Source organism: Bacillus inaquosorum KCTC 13429 (genome assembly GCF_000332645.1).
GTDB classification, from domain to species: domain Bacteria; phylum Bacillota; class Bacilli; order Bacillales; family Bacillaceae; genus Bacillus; species Bacillus inaquosorum.
Genome location: NZ_AMXN01000004.1, coordinates 215,019 through 232,921, shown reverse-complemented (window position 1 = coordinate 232,921; position 17,903 = coordinate 215,019). Strand labels below are relative to the sequence as shown.

The 17,903-nt window shown below is 45.1% G+C and carries 15 protein-coding genes and 2 pseudogenes; 12 read left to right on the top strand and 5 right to left on the bottom strand.

Going from position 1 to position 17,903, the window contains the following annotated elements; all coding sequences use genetic code 11:
• Positions 1–43 precede the first annotated feature (43 nt).
• From fdhF to BSI_RS09505, 4 genes and pseudogenes are all read left to right on the top strand, one after another.
• Complete coding sequence (fdhF, locus tag BSI_RS09490; RefSeq protein WP_003239185.1) at positions 44–3,001, top strand: formate dehydrogenase subunit alpha; 2,958 nt, start codon at positions 44–46, stop codon at positions 2,999–3,001.
• A complete protein-coding gene (locus tag BSI_RS09495; RefSeq protein WP_003239184.1) occupies positions 2,994–3,554 on the top strand; it encodes a helical membrane plugin domain-containing protein in 561 nt (186 codons plus the stop codon). The genes fdhF and BSI_RS09495 overlap by 8 nt, the downstream gene beginning before the upstream one ends.
• A gap of 291 nt (positions 3,555–3,845) precedes the next feature.
• A complete protein-coding gene (locus BSI_RS09500; RefSeq protein WP_003239183.1) occupies positions 3,846–4,433 on the top strand; it encodes a DUF4352 domain-containing protein in 588 nt (195 codons plus the stop codon).
• 93 nt (positions 4,434–4,526) lie between these two features.
• Positions 4,527–5,143 (top strand): annotated as a pseudogene (locus BSI_RS09505) (NUDIX hydrolase).
• Between the two features lie 33 nt (positions 5,144–5,176).
• Here BSI_RS09505 and BSI_RS0121235 read toward each other — a convergent pair.
• Positions 5,177–5,455 carry a hypothetical protein gene (locus BSI_RS0121235; protein WP_019258109.1) on the bottom strand — a complete coding sequence of 93 codons (279 nt, stop codon included), beginning with the start codon at positions 5,453–5,455 and terminating at the stop codon, positions 5,177–5,179.
• Positions 5,456–5,846: 391 nt separating this feature from the next.
• Between BSI_RS0121235 and yjiB the strand changes: the two are divergent.
• Both yjiB and BSI_RS09510 read left to right on the top strand, forming a co-directional pair.
• Positions 5,847–7,038 (top strand): annotated as a pseudogene (gene yjiB / locus BSI_RS0121230) (monooxygenase YjiB).
• A gap of 21 nt (positions 7,039–7,059) precedes the next feature.
• Entirely contained in the window at positions 7,060–8,238 is a 1,179-nt protein-coding gene (locus tag BSI_RS09510; RefSeq protein WP_003239176.1) for a glycosyltransferase, read from the top strand.
• A gap of 42 nt (positions 8,239–8,280) precedes the next feature.
• Here the strand turns inward: BSI_RS09510 and BSI_RS09515 are convergent, their stop codons facing one another.
• Positions 8,281–8,466 carry a DUF8096 family protein gene (locus tag BSI_RS09515; protein ID WP_003239174.1) on the bottom strand — a complete coding sequence of 62 codons (186 nt, stop codon included), beginning with the start codon at positions 8,464–8,466 and terminating at the stop codon, positions 8,281–8,283.
• Positions 8,467–8,639: 173 nt separating this feature from the next.
• On the opposite strand from BSI_RS09515, the gene BSI_RS09520 reads away from it, so the two are divergent.
• A complete protein-coding gene (locus tag BSI_RS09520) occupies positions 8,640–9,452 on the top strand; it encodes a uroporphyrinogen-III synthase (protein ID WP_003239172.1) in 813 nt (270 codons plus the stop codon).
• Positions 9,453–9,496: 44 nt separating this feature from the next.
• On the opposite strand, the gene BSI_RS09525 is transcribed toward BSI_RS09520, so the two are convergent.
• The 3 genes from BSI_RS09525 to BSI_RS09535 form a co-directional block, all read right to left on the bottom strand.
• On the bottom strand, positions 9,497–10,249 hold the full coding sequence (locus tag BSI_RS09525; RefSeq protein WP_003239170.1) for an ABC transporter permease: 753 nt from the start codon (positions 10,247–10,249) through the stop codon (positions 9,497–9,499).
• On the bottom strand, positions 10,249–11,001 hold the full coding sequence (locus BSI_RS09530; RefSeq protein ID WP_003239169.1) for an ABC transporter ATP-binding protein: 753 nt from the start codon (positions 10,999–11,001) through the stop codon (positions 10,249–10,251). The genes BSI_RS09525 and BSI_RS09530 overlap by 1 nt, the downstream gene beginning before the upstream one ends.
• Positions 11,002–11,120: 119 nt before the next feature.
• Positions 11,121–12,095 (bottom strand): DMT family transporter, encoded by a 975-nt coding sequence (locus BSI_RS09535; protein WP_003239168.1) that lies wholly within the window; start codon positions 12,093–12,095, stop codon positions 11,121–11,123.
• Positions 12,096–12,226: 131 nt separating this feature from the next.
• On the opposite strand from BSI_RS09535, the gene BSI_RS09540 reads away from it, so the two are divergent.
• The 5 genes from BSI_RS09540 (at position 12,227) to BSI_RS09560 (ending at position 17,838) form a co-directional block, all read left to right on the top strand.
• On the top strand, positions 12,227–12,724 hold the full coding sequence (locus BSI_RS09540) for a cupin domain-containing protein (protein ID WP_003239167.1): 498 nt from the start codon (positions 12,227–12,229) through the stop codon (positions 12,722–12,724).
• 390 nt (positions 12,725–13,114) lie between these two features.
• On the top strand, positions 13,115–13,537 hold the full coding sequence (locus tag BSI_RS09545; protein ID WP_003239166.1) for a DUF1641 domain-containing protein: 423 nt from the start codon (positions 13,115–13,117) through the stop codon (positions 13,535–13,537).
• Between the two features lie 39 nt (positions 13,538–13,576).
• Positions 13,577–14,755, top strand: a complete 1,179-nt coding sequence (locus tag BSI_RS09550; RefSeq protein WP_003239165.1) for an NAD(P)/FAD-dependent oxidoreductase — start codon at positions 13,577–13,579, stop codon at positions 14,753–14,755.
• Between the two features lie 199 nt (positions 14,756–14,954).
• Positions 14,955–16,376: a glucuronate isomerase gene (uxaC, locus tag BSI_RS09555; RefSeq protein ID WP_032732124.1), complete on the top strand. Its 1,422-nt coding sequence runs from the start codon at positions 14,955–14,957 to the stop codon at positions 16,374–16,376.
• A gap of 82 nt (positions 16,377–16,458) precedes the next feature.
• Positions 16,459–17,838 (top strand): MFS transporter, encoded by a 1,380-nt coding sequence (locus tag BSI_RS09560; RefSeq protein ID WP_003239163.1) that lies wholly within the window; start codon positions 16,459–16,461, stop codon positions 17,836–17,838.
• Positions 17,839–17,903 lie beyond the last annotated feature (65 nt).

Here is a 17,903-nt window from a genome sequence, read left to right as displayed (position 1 = left end):
AAATGGGTAATTCGGTATATACAAGCAAGAAAGGGGAATGGAGATGGCTGACAAGAAAAACATCACAATAAACGGCGTTGAAATGGAGGCGTCCGAGGAACAGACGGTGCTGCAGCTTTTGAATAACAGTTCAATTGAAGTGCCGCAAGTTTGCTATCATCCAAGCTTAGGGCCGATTGAAACATGCGATACGTGCATCGTCAGCATCAATGGTGAGCTGAAAAGATCGTGCTCAGCTGAATTAAAGGATGGGGACGTCATTGATACGCTTTCGCCTGATGTGAAAAAAGCGCAGGTCATCGGGATGGACAAGATTTTATATAATCATGAGCTTTATTGTACAGTTTGCGATTACAACAACGGGGGATGCGAAATACATAATACGGTGAAGGAAATGAAAATCAATCACCAAAGCATCCCGTTTGATCAGAAGCCTTACCATAAGGATGAATCTCATCCGTTTTACCGGTACGATCCGGATCAATGTATTTTGTGCGGACGGTGTGTCGAAGCGTGCCAGGACGTTCAGGTAACTGAAACACTGACCATTGATTGGGAACGGAAGCGCCCGCGCGTCATTTGGGATAATGATGTGCCGATCAATGAGTCGTCGTGTGTATCATGCGGCCACTGTTCAACTGTCTGTCCGTGTAACGCGATGATGGAAAAAGGAATGGAAAGGGAAGCCGGATATTTAACAGGCATTGATAACGAAACGCTCCGTCCGATGATCGAGATTACAAAAGGCGTAGAGACAGGTTACGGCTCGATTCTCGCCATTTCTGATATGGAATCCGCCATGCGTGATGAACGAATCAAGAAAACGAAAACCGTCTGCACCTATTGCGGTGTAGGGTGCAGCTTTGATGTCTGGACAAAGGGCAGAGACATTCTGAAAGTCGAGCCGCAGGAGGAAGCGCCAGCCAACGGCATTTCTACCTGTGTAAAAGGGAAGTTCGGCTGGGATTTCGTGAACAGCGAGGAACGCCTGACAAAGCCGCTGATCCGCGAAGGCGACCGTTTCCGTGAAGCGGAGTGGGAGGAAGCGTTATCGCTGATCGCCAGCAAGTTCACGGATTTAAAAGAAGAGTTTGGCCCGGATTCACTCGCTTTTATTACATCTTCTAAATGTACAAATGAAGAATCCTATCTCATGCAAAAGCTGGCCAGAGGGATCATCGGCACAAATAATGTGGACAACTGCTCGCGCTATTGCCAATCTCCTGCAACTGCCGGCCTGTTCCGGACGGTCGGCTATGGCGGTGACTCAGGGTCAATTACAGATATCGCGCAAGCGGATCTTGTGTTGATTATCGGTTCGAACACGTCAGAGTCACATCCGGTCTTGTCCACTCGCATTAAACGGGCTCATAAGCTGAGAGGGCAGAAAGTAATCGTAGCGGATATCAGAAAACACGAAATGGCAGAGCGCTCTGATTTATTTATTCAGCCGCGTGCCGGATCAGATATCGTCTGGCTGAATGCCATCGCCAAATATTTAATTGAAAACGGCAAGGACGATGAACGCTTTTTGCGGGAAAAAGTGAACGGACGGGATGAATATGTAAGAAGCCTGGCACCATATACCCTTGAATATGCCGAGGAGAAAACCGGAATTGATCAAGAAACGCTTATCCAAATGGCGGAGATGATTGGCCAGGCTGACAGTGTGTGCGCATTGTGGGCAATGGGTGTGACACAGCATATTGGCGGAAGTGACACGAGCACCGCAATCTCTAATCTGCTGCTTGTGACAGGAAACTACGGGAAACCGGGAGCAGGTTCTTACCCATTGCGCGGCCATAACAACGTGCAGGGAGCAAGTGACTTCGGAAGCATGCCTGACAGACTGCCGGGCTATGAAAAAGTAACGGACGAACAAGTCCGCCAAAAATACGAGCGGGCGTGGGGTGTGCCGCTGCCGAAGGAGCCGGGCATGACCAACCACGAAATGATCGAAAAAATCCATTCCGGCCAGCTGAAAGCGATGTATGTAAAAGGTGAAGAAATGAGCCTGGTTGATTCCAACATCAATCATGTACACGCCGCATATGAAAAGCTTGATTTCTTTGTGGTGCAGGACATTTTCCTTTCACGTACAGCCGAGTTTGCTGATGTTGTTCTTCCTGCGAGCCCGAGCCTTGAAAAAGAGGGCACCTTTACTAATACAGAACGCCGTATTCAGCGGCTGTATCAGGTGTTTGAACCGCTGGGCGAATCAAAGCCTGACTGGCAGATTATTATGGAGGTTGCCAATAAGCTTGGCGCTGACTGGCACTATGGGCACCCTGGAGACATTATGGAGGAAGCAGCCATGCTGTCGCCGATTTATGCCGGCGTCACCTATGAACGCCTTGAAGGCTACAATTCCCTTCAATGGCCTGTAAACGCTGATGGAAAAGATTCGCCTTTACTCTTTACAGAGCGCTTTCCTTTCCCGGACGGCAAAGCCATTCTCTATCCTGTTCAGTGGACAGAACCTGAAGAATTCGGTGAGGAATATGATATCCATGTCAACAATGGGCGGCTCTTGGAGCATTTTCACGAAGGAAACCTGACCTACAAATCAAAAGGCATTTCGAAGAAAACACCGGAAGTGTTCTTAGAAATTTCTCCTGAGCTTGCGGCGGAACGGGGAATTCAGGACGGAACCCTTGTCAGACTCACATCGCCTTTCGGAAATGTCAAAGTGAAGTGCCTGATAACGGATCGTGTCAAAGGGAAGGAAGTATACCTGCCAATGAACGATTCAGGGGAAGCGGCGATCAACCTGTTAACAGGCAGCCATGCCGATAAGGATACCGATACGCCTGCATACAAAGAAACATCAGCCAAAATGGAAATTTTGAAACACGACGGAACCAATCCGCTTCCTAACATCAATCACCGCAACGGCAATCCGCAGCCGCAAATCGGTGTGCAGGTACAAAAGAAATGGGCGCGGAAGGATTATATTTTTCCTGGCGACGCAGTGAAAAGGGGGATCGGACATAATGGCTAAAGCGATTAAACGAATTCAAAAAATCGAGGTAACCGAAGAGGATCAGCGAAAGCGTGATATGAAAGAAATTGAAGATGCATTAGTCGAAAATAAGGAAGCCATTCTTGAAACGATGCAAATGCTCGGCCACATGAACGAGCGCGGCGTCCTTCCATTGCTCCGCGGCCTTTTTGGCCAAGGAGATAAAGTCCTTGATATCCTAGTGAAAAAGGCAGATACAGAGGAAACGGCCAATACGCTGAAAAATCTGCTTCTTCTGTTTGGAACGCTCGGCATGCTGGACGTAAAACAGCTGGAGCCTCTCATTTTGAAAGTGAATGCGGGTGTGGCAAACGCGGTGAAACAGAAGAACAGCGAAGAGAAAACAGGTTATTTTGATATCCTCCGTTCGCTCAAAGACCCGGAAATCAACAAAGCAGTTACGCTGCTCTTCTCCTTTTTGAAAGGAATGGGACAAGATACAAAGGAGCTGGAACGCACGACGCAGCCTCCGGAGCACCAAAAACATCATCAGGAGCCCAGAGAGAAAAGGGAAATGAATAAGCGAGATTGATTACCTGCCCGAGCCGGCTGCTGCCAGCTCGGGTTTTTGTGTGAAATGAGTCTTAGGAACCAGGAGGAAATATCTAAAATAGAAACAAGACAAAGAAGTTTTTGTTTTGGAAAATGATATGCCATCACCGGCCTGTCCAGTATTTTTTCCAGTAAAGGATAAATCTCTATGTCATTGGCTGACCTATACTATGAATGGATATGATAGAGTAATTTGTTACTTTGTTCCCTGTTAAGATAAGGAAAAGCGTGATTATAATAGAAAACGATTACTTTAGATGGAGGAACAACAATGAAAAAAGCATTATTCATTTTGTTTGTGCTAACGATTGGATTTGCGCTTTCTGCGTGCAGCCAGTCCAGTGATGCGTCAGCTGAGCAAAAGACAGAAAAGAAAGAAGCAACAGCAACGGAAAAGAAAACAGAGGAAAAAGAAACCAAAACGGATGAAAAGGTGCATAAAGTAGGCGAAACTTTTAAAGCTTCCAGCACAAATTTCTCGGTCAATAAAGTATATACGACGGCAGAACAAGGCGAGTATAAGACAAAAATTGGCGAGAAAGAAAAAACAATAAATAATAATGAAGAATTTTTAATAGCTGAGGTAACGATCGAAAATACAAGCGACAAGTCTTTCAATTATACGAGTGGCGGTTTTGAATTGAAAGACGGCAAAGATCAATCGATCAGAGCAAACATAGTATCTACAGCTGACCTGAAAACAAGCCTTAAATCAGGGAAGTTAGCCTCGGGTAAAAAGGTAACAGGCACAGTTAGTTTCGTGATTCCAAAAGGAGAAAAAAACCTTAATCTGTCATATAATCCATCATTTTTAAATTTTGAAACAGAGGATATTACATATTTCGTAAAACTGAATTAAGGTATCTTTTGAGCATGTCACCGGAAAATCGGAGCATGCTTTTTTTATTTTAAAAGAGATTGATAGTATAAAATGGGGGTGAGGTGATCAATTATGCAAACCAAATGGCTGAAACGGGCACAGCGGATTCAGGCGATCGCAAAGGCAGGGCTTGCTTTTTCCAAGGATGTATATGACAGGGAAAGATACGAAGAGCTGATGAAGCTCAGCGTAGAGATGATGGCGGATTACTCGCAGACGGAAATTGAAGTCATCACTGATTTATGGAAGGGCGAGAAAGGCTATCCGACACCGAAAGCGGATGTTCGCGGAGCAGTATTTCGAGAGAATCAGATTTTGCTTGTCCGGGAGAAGCACGATGAGCTGTGGTCGCTGCCGGGCGGGTTTTGCGAGATTGGTTTATCACCGGCAGAAAACGTGATCAAGGAAATCAAAGAAGAGTCGGGGTACGATACAGAACCGTCTCGATTGTTGGCCGTGCTGGACAGCCATAAGCATCCTCATCCGCCTCAGCCGTATCATTACTATAAGATATTCATTGAATGCAGCATAACAGGCGATCAGGGGGAAATAGGAATTGAGACGAATCACGCCGCTTTTTTTCCGGAAGACAGGCTCCCGCCGCTTTCTCCAAAACGAAACACACCTTCACAGCTCAGCATGCTATTTGACTTTTGCGCCATCCGGACAAGAAAACGATATTTGACTAAAAAAAGAAAGAGCCAGGTAGGCTCTTTCTTTTTTTATAGCGCAATATGTTTTTCACTGGAGAGTTTCAGAAGAGTCAAAATAGAATCGGCTTGTTTATGGCCGAGTTTTTGCTTTAATTTGTTTTCTTCAACTAATCGGCTGCCGTAAATCTCGACAGAGGCTTTGTCAACGACAGTATGCCAGTTTTCCTGCTTTTTTCCCTCGACAAGCGGTTTTTCATGTCTCTCAGAAAAAGAGAACACAAACAATACAAATGCAAGTGAAAGTAGGATGCCGACAACTTGTTTTTTGAAATTGGTCTGTGCTGCCATGTTGTTCTCTCCTTCACCTTTTACCTTCTATTTAATCATAGAATCAGCTTGGTTTATATAATGGGAAAGTCATTTTTGGGGTTAGTGCTATTGGTTGAGAATAGGGGGTGTTTACTGTCGGAGTGTGTGCAATTGAATGCATAGTGAATTTACATGCTTATGTCTAAGGTCACGTTGTGAGCCAAAGCGGCAGTGCTGAATAGAAAAAAATTGAAAGATTATGGTAAGATGAACAAAATTCGAGGGGGAATATATGATGCCTGCATCGGGCATCATGATCGCCTGCCTGCTGTTATCAATCTGTCTATACTTGATTGTCCCTCTCTTTTTCGAAAGCGGGAGGTGAAGAAGAACGTCAATTGCTGAATTCTTTCAAGGGGAGTGACAATACGTGAATGTGTTAAACCGACGGCAAGCCTTACAGCGAGCGTTGCTCAATGGAAAAAACAAACAGGATGCGTATCATCCGTTTCCGTGGTACGAATCGATGAGAAAGGATGCGCCTGTTTCCTTTGATGAAGAAAACCAAGTGTGGAGCGTTTTTCTTTATGATGATGTCAAAAAAGTCATTGGGGATAAAGAGGTATTTTCCAGTTATATGCCGCAGCAGTCAAGCTCTATCGGGAATTCCATCATTAATATGGACCCGCCAAGGCATACGCAAATCCGTTCTGTAGTGAATAAAGCCTTCACACCGCGTGTGATGAAGCAATGGGAACCGAGAATTCAGGAAATCACAGATGAACTGATTCAAAAATTTCAAGGGCGAAGTGAGTTTGACCTTGTTCACGATTTTTCATACCCGCTTCCGGTTATCGTGATAACTGAGCTGCTGGGAGTGCCTTCGGAGCATATGGATCAGTTTAAAGCATGGTCTGATCTTCTGGTCAGCACACCGAAGGATAAAAGTGAAGAAGCTGAAAAAGCCTTTTTGGAAGAACGAAACAAGTGCGAGGAAGAACTGGCCGCATTTTTTGCCGGCATCATAGAAGAAAAGCGAAACAAACCGGCACAGGACATCATTTCAATTTTAGTAAAAGCTGAAGAAACAGGCGAAAAGCTGTCCGGAGAAGAGCTGATTCCGTTTTGCACGCTGCTGCTGGTGGCCGGAAATGAAACCACCACAAACCTGATCTCAAATGCGATGTACAGCATATTAGAAACGCCGGAATATATACGCTGAACTGCGCAGCCATCCTGAACTGATTCCTCAGGCAGTCGAGGAGGCTCTGCGTTTCAGGGCGCCTGCCCCGGTTTTGAGGCGCATTGCCAAACGGGATACGGAGATCGGGGGGCACCTGATTAAAGAAGGAGATATGGTTCTGGCTTTTGTGGCATCAGCAAATCGTGATGAAGCGAAGTTTGACAGGCCGCACATGTTTGATATCCACCGCCATCCCAATCCGCATATCGCGTTTGGCCACGGCATCCATTTTTGTCTTGGGGCACCGCTTGCCCGTCTTGAAGCAAATATCGCGTTAACATCTTTGATTTCTGCTTTCTCTCATATGGAATGCGTCAGTATCACTCCGATTGAAAACAGCGTGATATACGGATTAAAGAGCTTCCGTGTCAAAATTTAATAAAAAGGAGACTGGAGATTTATGAAAAAGCACCATATTTCGATTATCAATATTCCTGCGTACGGGCATGTCAATCCTACGCTTGCATTAGTAGAGAAGCTTTGTGAGAAAGGGCACCGTGTTACGTATGCGACGACTGAGGAGTTCGCGCCTGCTGTTCAGCAAGCAGGTGCAGAAGCATTGATCTATCATACTTCCTTGAATATTGATCCTAAGCAAATCAGGGAGATGATGGAAAAGAATGAGACGACGCTCAGTCTTTTGAAAGAATCACTCAGCATTCTGCCGCAGCTTGAGGGTTTATATAAGGATGATCAGCCTGATCTGGTTATCTATGATTTTATCGCCCTGGCGGGAAAATTGTTTGCTGACAAGCTAAATGTGCCGGTTATCAAGCTCTGTTCATCATATGCCCAAAATGAATCCTTTCAGCTCGGAAGTGAAGACATGCTGAAAAAAATAAGAGAAGCAGAGGCTGAATTTCAAGCCTACTTGGAGCAAGAGCAATTGCCGGCTGTTTCATTTGAACAATTAGCTGTGCCGGAAGCATTAAATATTGTCTTTATGCCGAAGTCCTTTCAGATTCAGCATGAGACGTTTGATGACCGTTTCTGTTTTGTCGGCCCATCCCTTGGAAAACGAACGGAACAAGAAAGCCTGTTGATTGAAAAGGATGATCGCCCGCTTATGCTGATTTCCTTGGGAACGGCGTTTAACGCATGGCCGGAATTTTACAAGATGTGCATCGAGGCATTTAGAGATTCTTCATGGCAAGTGATCATGTCGGTCGGGAAATCGATTGATCCTGAAAGCCTGGGTGATATCCCTGCTCACTTTACCATTCGCCAAAGCGTGCCGCAGCTTGAGGTATTGGAGAGAGCTGATTTGTTTATTTCTCATGGCGGGATGAATAGTACGATGGAGGCGATGAATGCAGGTGTGCCGCTTGTCGTTATTCCGCAAATGTATGAGCAGGAGCTCACCGCGAAGCGTGTCGATGATTTAGGGCTCGGCGTTTATTTGCCGAAAGAAGAAGTGACGGTTTCCAGACTGCAAGAAGCGGTGCAGGCGGTAGCAGGTGATCAGGAGGTGCTCAGCCGCGTCAAGAATATGCAAAAGGATGTAAAAGAAGCAGGCGGAGCGGAGCGTGCGGCTGCTGCGATTGAAGCGTTTATGAAAAAATCCGCTGTACCGCAATAAGTCAAAAAAACCGAAATCAAGATTGATTTCGGTTTTTTTTGATTAAATATTTTTTTTCATCCCACATCTCCGGCATTCTCTAAGAAATTTTCCGCCTTTAACAGAGCTTTTGAACAGTGTGTAATCACAATTGTCACAGCGCCCGCTGCGGACGTCCGGATATTCATTGAATTCGTAAACGATCGATGTATCGTAGCCTTTTGTTTCATATTCTTCTTTTGTTTCCATGTCGATCCTCCGTTAGCAAACGTGTCTGCTGTTTATATTACAGTAAGCTTCCGGCGTATTCAATGGATAGTAGAGGTTTGGATTTATCTTGATTTCTCCCTTTGTATGCGCCACAATAGCTTTATTAAGCTTGTATACATAAAAAGCCTATGCAAAGAGGAGAGAAAACGGGTATGGGAAAAGGATTACAAGGAAAACGTGTGGCGATCGGGGGCTCCCGAAAAACGGAAGAAATCAGCACGATCATTGAAAAACAGGGCGGAACCCCTGTCATCCGGCCTCTCCAAGGAACGGTTTACTTGGCAGAGAAGCAGGTAGAGCCGGATTTGCGGACGTTTGCGGAGAGAAAAGCTGACTGGGTTATTTTCACGACAGGCATTGGCACGGAGACTCTTGTCGATATGGCAGAGAAAATCGGTCTGAAAGACGAGTTTCTGCAGGCGATTCGCCAGGCGAAAGCGGCATGCCGGGGATACAAAACGCTGGCTGCGCTGAAAAAGCTAGGGATCACACCTGAAGCTTCGGATGAAGACGGGACAACAAGAGGCTTAATCCGGTCCTTGGAGCCTCACGACTTTTCAGGAAAAACAGTCATGGTGCAGCTTCATGGAGAAAAAGCACCGGCCCTCATGGCATTTCTTGAAGAAAAGGGCGCAACTGTCCTGCCGATTCTGCCTTACCAGCACATCCCGCCAGAGGAGGAAACGGTGGAGCGGTTATGCCGAGAGCTGATAAATGGTGAGATCGATGCCGTTTGTTTTACAACGGCAATTCAGGTTCGTACTCTGTTTGAGTTTGCCAAGGAGCGCGGCTATATCGATGAAGTGAAGACCGTATTCGAAGAGCGCGCCATTGCTGCGGCTGTCGGAAAAGTGACTGCTGAAGCACTGCGGGAAGAAGGCATTACGAGACTGCTTGCTCCGGAGATTGAGCGGATGGGTGCGATGATTGTTGAGCTGTCTAAGTATTATGAAGAAAAGGAATAACCCGTACAAAAAGCCGCTCTCCAAGGGAAAGCGGCTTTTGTCTGTCATCCATTCTGCTTCAGCTGCTGCTGCGCTGTGAATAATGACGGGTATGTCAGCACGCTTAAGATCACACATGTCAGCGCGGCTGACGCCATCGTTGTAAATACGATTAAGAGCTGAAAGCGTACCGCCTGAATCGGGTCCGCACCGGCTAGAATCTGGCCTGTCATCATGCCAGGAAGCTGGACAAGACCAAGTGTTTTCTGGCTTTCTAGAGTTGGGATCATACTCATTTTCATCGCAGAAGTAAGAATACGCTGTATAGATTGCTTCGGTGTGCCTCCAAGAGACAATATTAACTGAATTTCTTCTTTACGCACGCCGACTTCAGAGCTGAGCCGGTTTAAAAACAAACTTGCGAGCACCATCGAATTTCCGATGACCATTCCGCTGATCGGAATGACATATCGGGCCGTAAGCGGGATGATATGAAGAGACAAGAGAATTCCCTGTGTCACAATTTCTACAATTGCTAACGCCGCGAACACCCTCCAAAACGAACAGATTGTATTTTTCTTTCGTTTGATGACATTTTGCGCTGCCACTGCCAGCATTAACAGCACCATCAGAAGGATAAAAACAGGATGGTCTCCGCGGAAAATCAGCGACAGTACATAACCGATGATAAGCAGCTGTACCGCGGCCCGGATGGTGGCAATGATCATGTCTTTTTCTACGCCGGCTTTAAATGATTTTGATAAAAACAAGGCGATCAAAACAAAGATCATCGTTAAAGAGAGGGAAAGGTAATCCATTACCGGGTACCTCCCTTCAAAAACTCTTTGGCTGTTTCATGCTGCGGATTAGAGAAAAATGTTTCAGTTTCTGCGATTTCCAGCAGCCGGCCATCCGCCATAAACCAAATGGTATCGGCTACTCGTTTTGCCTGCTCCATATTATGAGTCACCCACATGACCGTCAGCTTTTTCTCTTGATGCTGCTTTTTGATCAGCTCTTCAACCTCAAGAGCAGAAACCGGGTCCAGGGCCGACGTAATTTCGTCCAACAATAGAATAGAGGAAGGATTTGCGAGTGTTCTGGCTAGTGACAGTCTTTGACGCTGTCCGCCCGATAAATCCTTGGCGCTTCTGTCTAACAGATCTGATGACAGTCCTGTTAGAGAAGCAAGCTCTTCAGGGGAGTACAGCTGGGATTGATGCAGCCTTTGGACCAGACCTAGATTGTCACGCACTGTCCCATCGAGGACGGGAGCCGATTGAAACGCGAGTGCTGCCGTTCGCCTCAGCTTATTGACATTCCATTCCCTGACTTCCTTTCCGTATATTTTTACTTCGCCGTTGTCAGGCGTTCTCATTAAATTGCACATGGAAAGGAGGGTGCTTTTGCCTGATCCGGAAGGGCCTAAAACGGCCACGATTGCGCCCTGTTGAATGTCTCCGGTGATGTCTTGCAATACATCATAAGTTTGTCCATCTTGTTCATAGCTTTTTCTGACTGATTTGAAGGAGATGGCTGGTATGTTTTGTGTTTGATCGTTTGCTTCCATTACATTAATCACCTTTCAGTATAAGTAGGCTGAACCTATATTTAAATATAACGTGAAACAGATGGCTTTTGGTAGCAAAAATAAAGGAGAACAGGCTTTCACCCATTCTCCGGCAGATGCTACGCGGTCAGATTTGACTGTGTTTTCTTTTTCGGTTTTCTCGGCTGTGAAGCGAAGGTATGTAACACCATCCCCGCAATAATAATGAATAAACCGGCAAATGATAAAAGAGATGGGAACACGCCTGACAGCAGAACAATTTCACCAAGCAGCGCGAAAATCACTTCACCTGATTGAGTTGCTTCAACGGCTGCGAGTTTTTGCGGATTGTCTCTTACCATATCAGTGGCCCAGAAAAATAAAACGGTCGCAATGATGCCTGAGCTGACGGCAACGATAAAGGATTGAACAGTTTGTCCCGCTGTCGGAAGGCCATCTGACCACCAGCCGTACGCTGCTACTATAAGCCAGAACGGAAGGCTTGCCAAGGTCATTCCCAGCACACGCTGAAATGTATCAAGCCGGCCTCCGTATTCTTCGAGCATTCTCCGGTTTCCTAACGGATAGGCAAAAGCCGCAATAACAACCGGCAGCACACTGAAAAGCAGCATCTTCCTGGAAAGCGATTCTGCATGCTGAAGCTGAATCAGCGCCGCTCCGATCAAGATGATCGCGGAAGTGCCAAGTGATACAAGGGGAATCTTTTGCCGAACGAGCTGCGGCCCGCCCGGCATGTCTTTTTGGACATAGAACAAAGGAGATAAGAGCACACCGGCTACAATGGTAATTTGCCAAGTTCCGGCTACAAGCCACCCGGGACCGTATGCAGCCGCAAATGTGATCGGCGCGTAAAAAAGCACGAAGCCGACAAAGCTCCATTTGATCCAAAAGAACGGCTTTTTTCGCATCTCTTGTAAGAGAGGAGCGAATGCCCCTCTCATAATGACAATCAAACATAAAAACGGCACCATAAAAATAAAGCGCAGCGAAGAGCTCCAAAGCCAGCTGCCTCCGGATAACTCCATCGCTCTGTTTAAAATAAAGGTAACGGCGAAAAAGAGTGAGGCTAATATTCCGATAATGATTGCTTTCATGATATCCCTCATTTTGGCATTATTTTTTATACTATACTATTCGGTATTATTCAGATCAATGGTATCGTGAGAAAAACATCATGTTTTGCAAACCGCTATGTGTGGAAGACAGAAAATAGGAGGTGACATTGATGGAAGCAAAGATACAGACGTACTTCTTTCAGGATGACGGCAGGATTCCGAATCACCCTGATTTTCCGCTCGTTGTGTATCAAAACGTGTTCAGGGACACCGGTCAGGCAGAGCTGATCGTCAACCGGCATGGCTGGTCAAACAGCTGGTCAGGGAGTGTTTTTCCATACCATCATTATCACAGCAATACGCATGAAGTGCTGATTGCAGTTCGGGGAGAGGCTGTGATTCAGTTTGGGGGAGAAAAAGGGGCTGCCATTCCTTTCAAATCCGGCGACGCAGTCGTGATTCCAGCCGGAGTCGGCCATAAAAAGTTAAGCGCAAGCTCCGATTTTACCGTCATTGGCGCTTATCCGGGAGGCGTTCAGTATGATATGAAGACGGGAGAGCCGAATGAACGGGAGGAAGCGGTGAAACAGATCAAGCAGGTCTCATTGCCGGCGAATGACCCGATCACAGGAAAAAGGGCTCCTCTTTTGGATATATGGGTAAAGTGAAGGGGAGAAATTGATGGATTGTCAATAACTAGTGCCGGAGAAATGTTATGACACGGGCTCCAAATAAATTAATTTCATAATCGAAGCAATTCACGTTCAAATTTTGTTCAAAAAGTGTTATCATATAGAAGGTAATCGAATTGGAGTTTTTTGTGTTTGCTATTTTCAGAGAGAGTAAAGGATTTTTGACTTATTCAATTGTTTATTTTTGAGATAAAAATAATACTGAATATGGCAAGATGAAAAACTGGGTAGTAAACATTTATTTTTGTAAATGATTGTGCATGAATTCACAATCCTTATTCTTATGCCTTCAAGCATGAGACCAGGGAGAGGCACTACCCTTTCCAAAAAAATCTGCAAACTGCTTATAGTAAAGGAGAATTGGATATGCCAGAAACAATCGATCAAACAAATGCGTCTGTCAGCCAAAGCCAGCAAGATCTTATTGATCAGCTGTTAAAGCCAGAAGTTCAAGAATCACTGACCGTTTTAGTTGACCAGCTTCCAAAGCTGACTGAGTTAGTGAATATTTTAACGAAGTCTTATGATTTCGCTCAATCTGTAGCAACTGACGAAGTGTTAAAAAGCGACACAGTCGGTGCGATCACTGAAATTCTTGAGCCTGTAAAAGAAACAGCGAAAGAAGTAGCTGCGACTGCAATCGAAGCGAAAGACCGCGCGGATGCAAGCAACGAAACTATTGGTCTTTTCGGCCTGTTGCGTATGCTGAAAGATCCTCAAGCTCAAAAGCTGTTCCGTTTTGCTAACAGCTACCTTGAAGTCATGAACGAACGCGAAAACCAAAAATAATCTCAGATTCAAATTGATATAAAGGACGGAGGATATACGATGTCAAAACATATTGTCATTCTAGGCGCTGGTTATGGCGGAGTTCTTTCTGCTCTAACAGTTCGCAAACATTACACAAAAGAACAAGCACGCGTGACAGTGGTAAACAAATACCCAACTCACCAAATCATTACGGAATTACACCGTCTTGCAGCAGGCAACGTGTCTGAAAAAGCGGTTGCAATGCCACTAGAAAAACTTTTCAAAGGCAAAGACATTGACCTTAAAATCGCGGAAGTAAGCTCTTTCTCTGTTGATAAAAAAGAAGTTGCGCTTGCTGACGGTTCTACATTATCTTACGATGCGCTTGTTGTAGGTCTTGGTTCAGTAACAGCTTACTTCGGCATCCCAGGTCTTGAAGAAAACAGCATGGTATTGAAATCTGCTGCTGATGCGAACAAAGTCTTCCAACATGTTGAAGATCGTGTGCGCGAGTACTCTCAAACGAAAAACGAAGCAGATGCAACAATCCTTATCGGCGGAGGCGGCTTAACAGGTGTTGAGCTTGTCGGTGAGCTTGCTGACATCATGCCGAACCTTGCGAAAAAATACGGCGTAGACCATAAAGAAATCAAATTGAAACTGGTTGAAGCAGGTCCGAAAATCCTTCCTGTTCTTCCGGATGATCTTATCGAACGTGCGACTGCAAGCCTTGAAAAACGTGGCGTTGAGTTCTTAACAGGTCTTCCTGTTACAAATGTAGAAGGAAACGTAATTGATCTGAAAGACGGATCAAAAGTTGTTGCCAACACATTTGTTTGGACTGGCGGCGTTCAAGGTAACCCATTAGTCGGTGAATCAGGTCTTGAAGTGAACCGCGGACGTGCGACAGTAAATGACTTCCTGCAATCTACATCTCATGAAGATGTATTCGTTGCCGGTGACAGCGCAGTTTACTTCGCTCCGGACGGCCGTCCATATCCGCCAACTGCACAAATCGCATGGCAAATGGGTGAGCTGATCGGTTACAACCTATTCGCTTACTTAGAAGGCAAAACGCTTGAAACATTCAAGCCAGTAAACTCTGGTACACTTGCAAGTCTTGGACGCAAAGACGCGGTTGCCATTATTGGTGCAAATTCTACACCGCTTAAAGGTCTTCCTGCTTCCTTGATGAAAGAAGCAAGTAACGTACGCTACTTAACACACATCAAAGGACTTTTCAGCTTAGCTTACTAATCCTTTTTTGGACTCGGACATTGCCAAAAGCGTTCCTTTCGGGATGCTTTCCGGCAATGTCTTTTTTTCGTTTGTTTGCTAACGTTAACATTTCATTTTCAAAAAAAGAGATTGATCCCAGAGGAATATAAAGGTAAAATAAAACCAAATCAAAATGTTAACGTTAACATTTTGAAATAGAATGAAAGACGGTGAGGACATGGAACCCTTTATGGGCGAAAATTTTTTGTTGAAAAATGAAACCGCTGTCATCCTCTATCACAATTATGCGAAAGGTATGCCGATTATTGATTACCACTGCCACTTAAGTCCGAAAGAAATCTATGAAAATAAGACATTTCAAAACATCACGGAAGCCTGGCTGTATGGAGATCATTACAAATGGCGCATCATGAGAGCCAATGGGATTGAAGAGACATACATTACAGGCGATGCGACTGATGAAGAGAAATTTATGGCTTGGGCGAAAACCGTGCCGATGGCGATCGGCAATCCGCTCTACAATTGGACTCACTTAGAACTGCAGCGTTTTTTTGGAATTTATGAGATTTTGAATGAGCAATCCGCGCCGGCTATATGGGAACGGGCGAATGAACTGCTTCAAGGAGAAGGCTTCGGCGCAAGGGATTTGATCGTGAAATCAAATGTAAAGGTCGTTTGCACAACTGATGACCCTGTCGATTCTCTTGAATACCATCTATTATTAAAAGAAGAGAAAGATTTTCCTGTCAGCGTGCTGCCCGGATTTCGGCCGGATAAGGGACTTGAGATCAATCGTGAAGGCTTTCCTCATTGGGTGCAGGCACTTGAAGATGCAGCAGCCATTTCGATCACAACTTATGACGAGTTTCTAAAGGCGTTAGAAAAACGGGTGCGATTCTTCCACTCAGTCGGCGGCAGAGTGTCTGATCACGCGATAGATTCGATGGTATTTGCCGAAACGACAAAAGAGGAAGCGGGACGGATTTTTTCTGACAGATTACAAGGAACAGGTGTTTCTTATGAAGATGAGAAGAAATTTAAGACGTATACGCTTCAGTTTCTTTGCGGTTTGTATACGGAGCTCGATTGGGCGATGCAGTTTCATATCAACGCTTTAAGAAACACGAATACAAAAATGATGAAGAGGCTCGGACCTGATACAGGCTATGATTCTATGAATGATGAAGAAATTGCCAAGCCTTTATACAAGCTGCTGAACTCAGTTGAGTTGAAGAACCATCTGCCGAAAACGATTTTATATTCACTTAATCCAAACGATAACTATGTCATCGCCAGCATGATCAACAGTTTTCAGGACGGTGTTACCCCGGGAAAAATACAATTCGGCACAGCCTGGTGGTTTAACGATACAAAAGACGGGATGCTGGATCAAATGAAAGCGTTGTCAAATGTCGGGCTTTTCAGCCGCTTTATCGGTATGCTCACCGATTCCAGAAGCTTTCTATCCTATACGCGCCACGAATATTTCAGGCGTATCGTCTGCAATTTGATCGGGGAATGGGTGGAAAACGGCGAAGTGCCGTATGATATGGAGCTTTTGGGAAACATTGTTCAGGGAATTTGCTATGACAATGCGAAACACTACTTTCAATTTCAAGAAGAGAAAGCAAACGTGTAACCAAATGTCCGCTCAGCATCACAATCATGTGTCATCCTGAGCGGACCACTACCCGAAAATTCTTAAGACACAGAGGTGGAAGATGCGAACTGAACTGGCAAATAAGGTTGTGTCGATCGAAACGGAGAAAAGGCTTTCATTGAAAGAGAAAATTTCCTATGGTTTTGGTGATTTTGGCAACGGTTTTATGTTTGATCTCGGCCAGATTTATTTATTGAAGTATTTTACTGATGTAGCGGGAATCCCGGCTGCGATGGCCGGCGGCATTTTTTTAGTCAGCAAGCTGTTTGCGGCGATAACAGATCCGATTGTCGGCTCATCAATTGATTATCGCAAAAATATCGGCAAACGGGGGAAATTCAGGCCTTATCTATTAATCGGCAGCATCGTGCTTGCGGTGCTTACTGTTCTTATTTTTCTGTCTCCTAATGTATCAACGACCGGAAAACTGATTTATGCATATGCATCCTACATGATTTGGGGCATCGGTTATTCATTTGTGAATATTCCGTACGGCTCATTAGGGGCAGCGATGACACAAAATTCTGAGGATCGGACCTCCATTTCGACTTTCCGCCAAATCGGATCACTTGGAGCCTTGTTTATCACAAGTGTTGCCGTGATGCCGCTGCTCGTCAAGTTTGATAATCCGAAGGTCGGCTACCCGGTGGTCATGGGCTTGTTCGCCGCACTCGGTGTGCTTTGGTTTTATATTTGCTACCGCAACTGCAAAGAGCGCATTGTCATATCAGAAGCGCCAAAAGAAAAATTAACACTCTCTTCTGTCGTCAAAACATTTATCACGAATAAACCGCTGTTAACCCTTGTCCTGATGACGATTTTTTCAATTTCCGCATACAACATTAAATCCGCCATGCTAGTCTATTTCGCACAATATAATCTGGGCAATGTTGAATTAATGGCTTATATGAACTTTATTATTATCGGTTCTTCCTTTTTGGGCGTCGTATTCCTGCCAAAGCTCGTCAAGATGTTTGGAAAGAAACGAACGGCAATGATCGGCTTCGGCATCAGTGTAGCCGCCGATCTGATCAACTTTATGCTGCCATCAAACGTTTATGTGTTTACGATTCTTGCCAGCATCGCCTTTATCGGAATCAGTATCCCAAATGGCATCACGTGGGCGCTTGTTTCCGATATTATTGACTATGGCGAATGGAAATCCGGTGAGCGGAAAGAAGCAACGACATATTCACTTTTTAATTTCTCCAGAAAGCTTGCTCAGTCATTGTCCGGTTTTCTCTCGGGCATCGGTTTGGGGCTTATCGGCTATGTGCCGAATGCAGTCCAGACAGCAAAGGCGCTGATCGGCATCAAAGCGCTTTTGCTTCTGTATCCGGCCATTGCTTTGGCATTAGCGATGATCATTATCGGTTTTCTTTATAAGCTCACAGACCAGCAGCATGCACAGATCGTTCAGGATCTTCATCAAAAGGGCTGACAGTATAATATAAAGAATATTTAAAATAATTTGTAAATAATATGTATATGTAAGGGTTTTCTCTA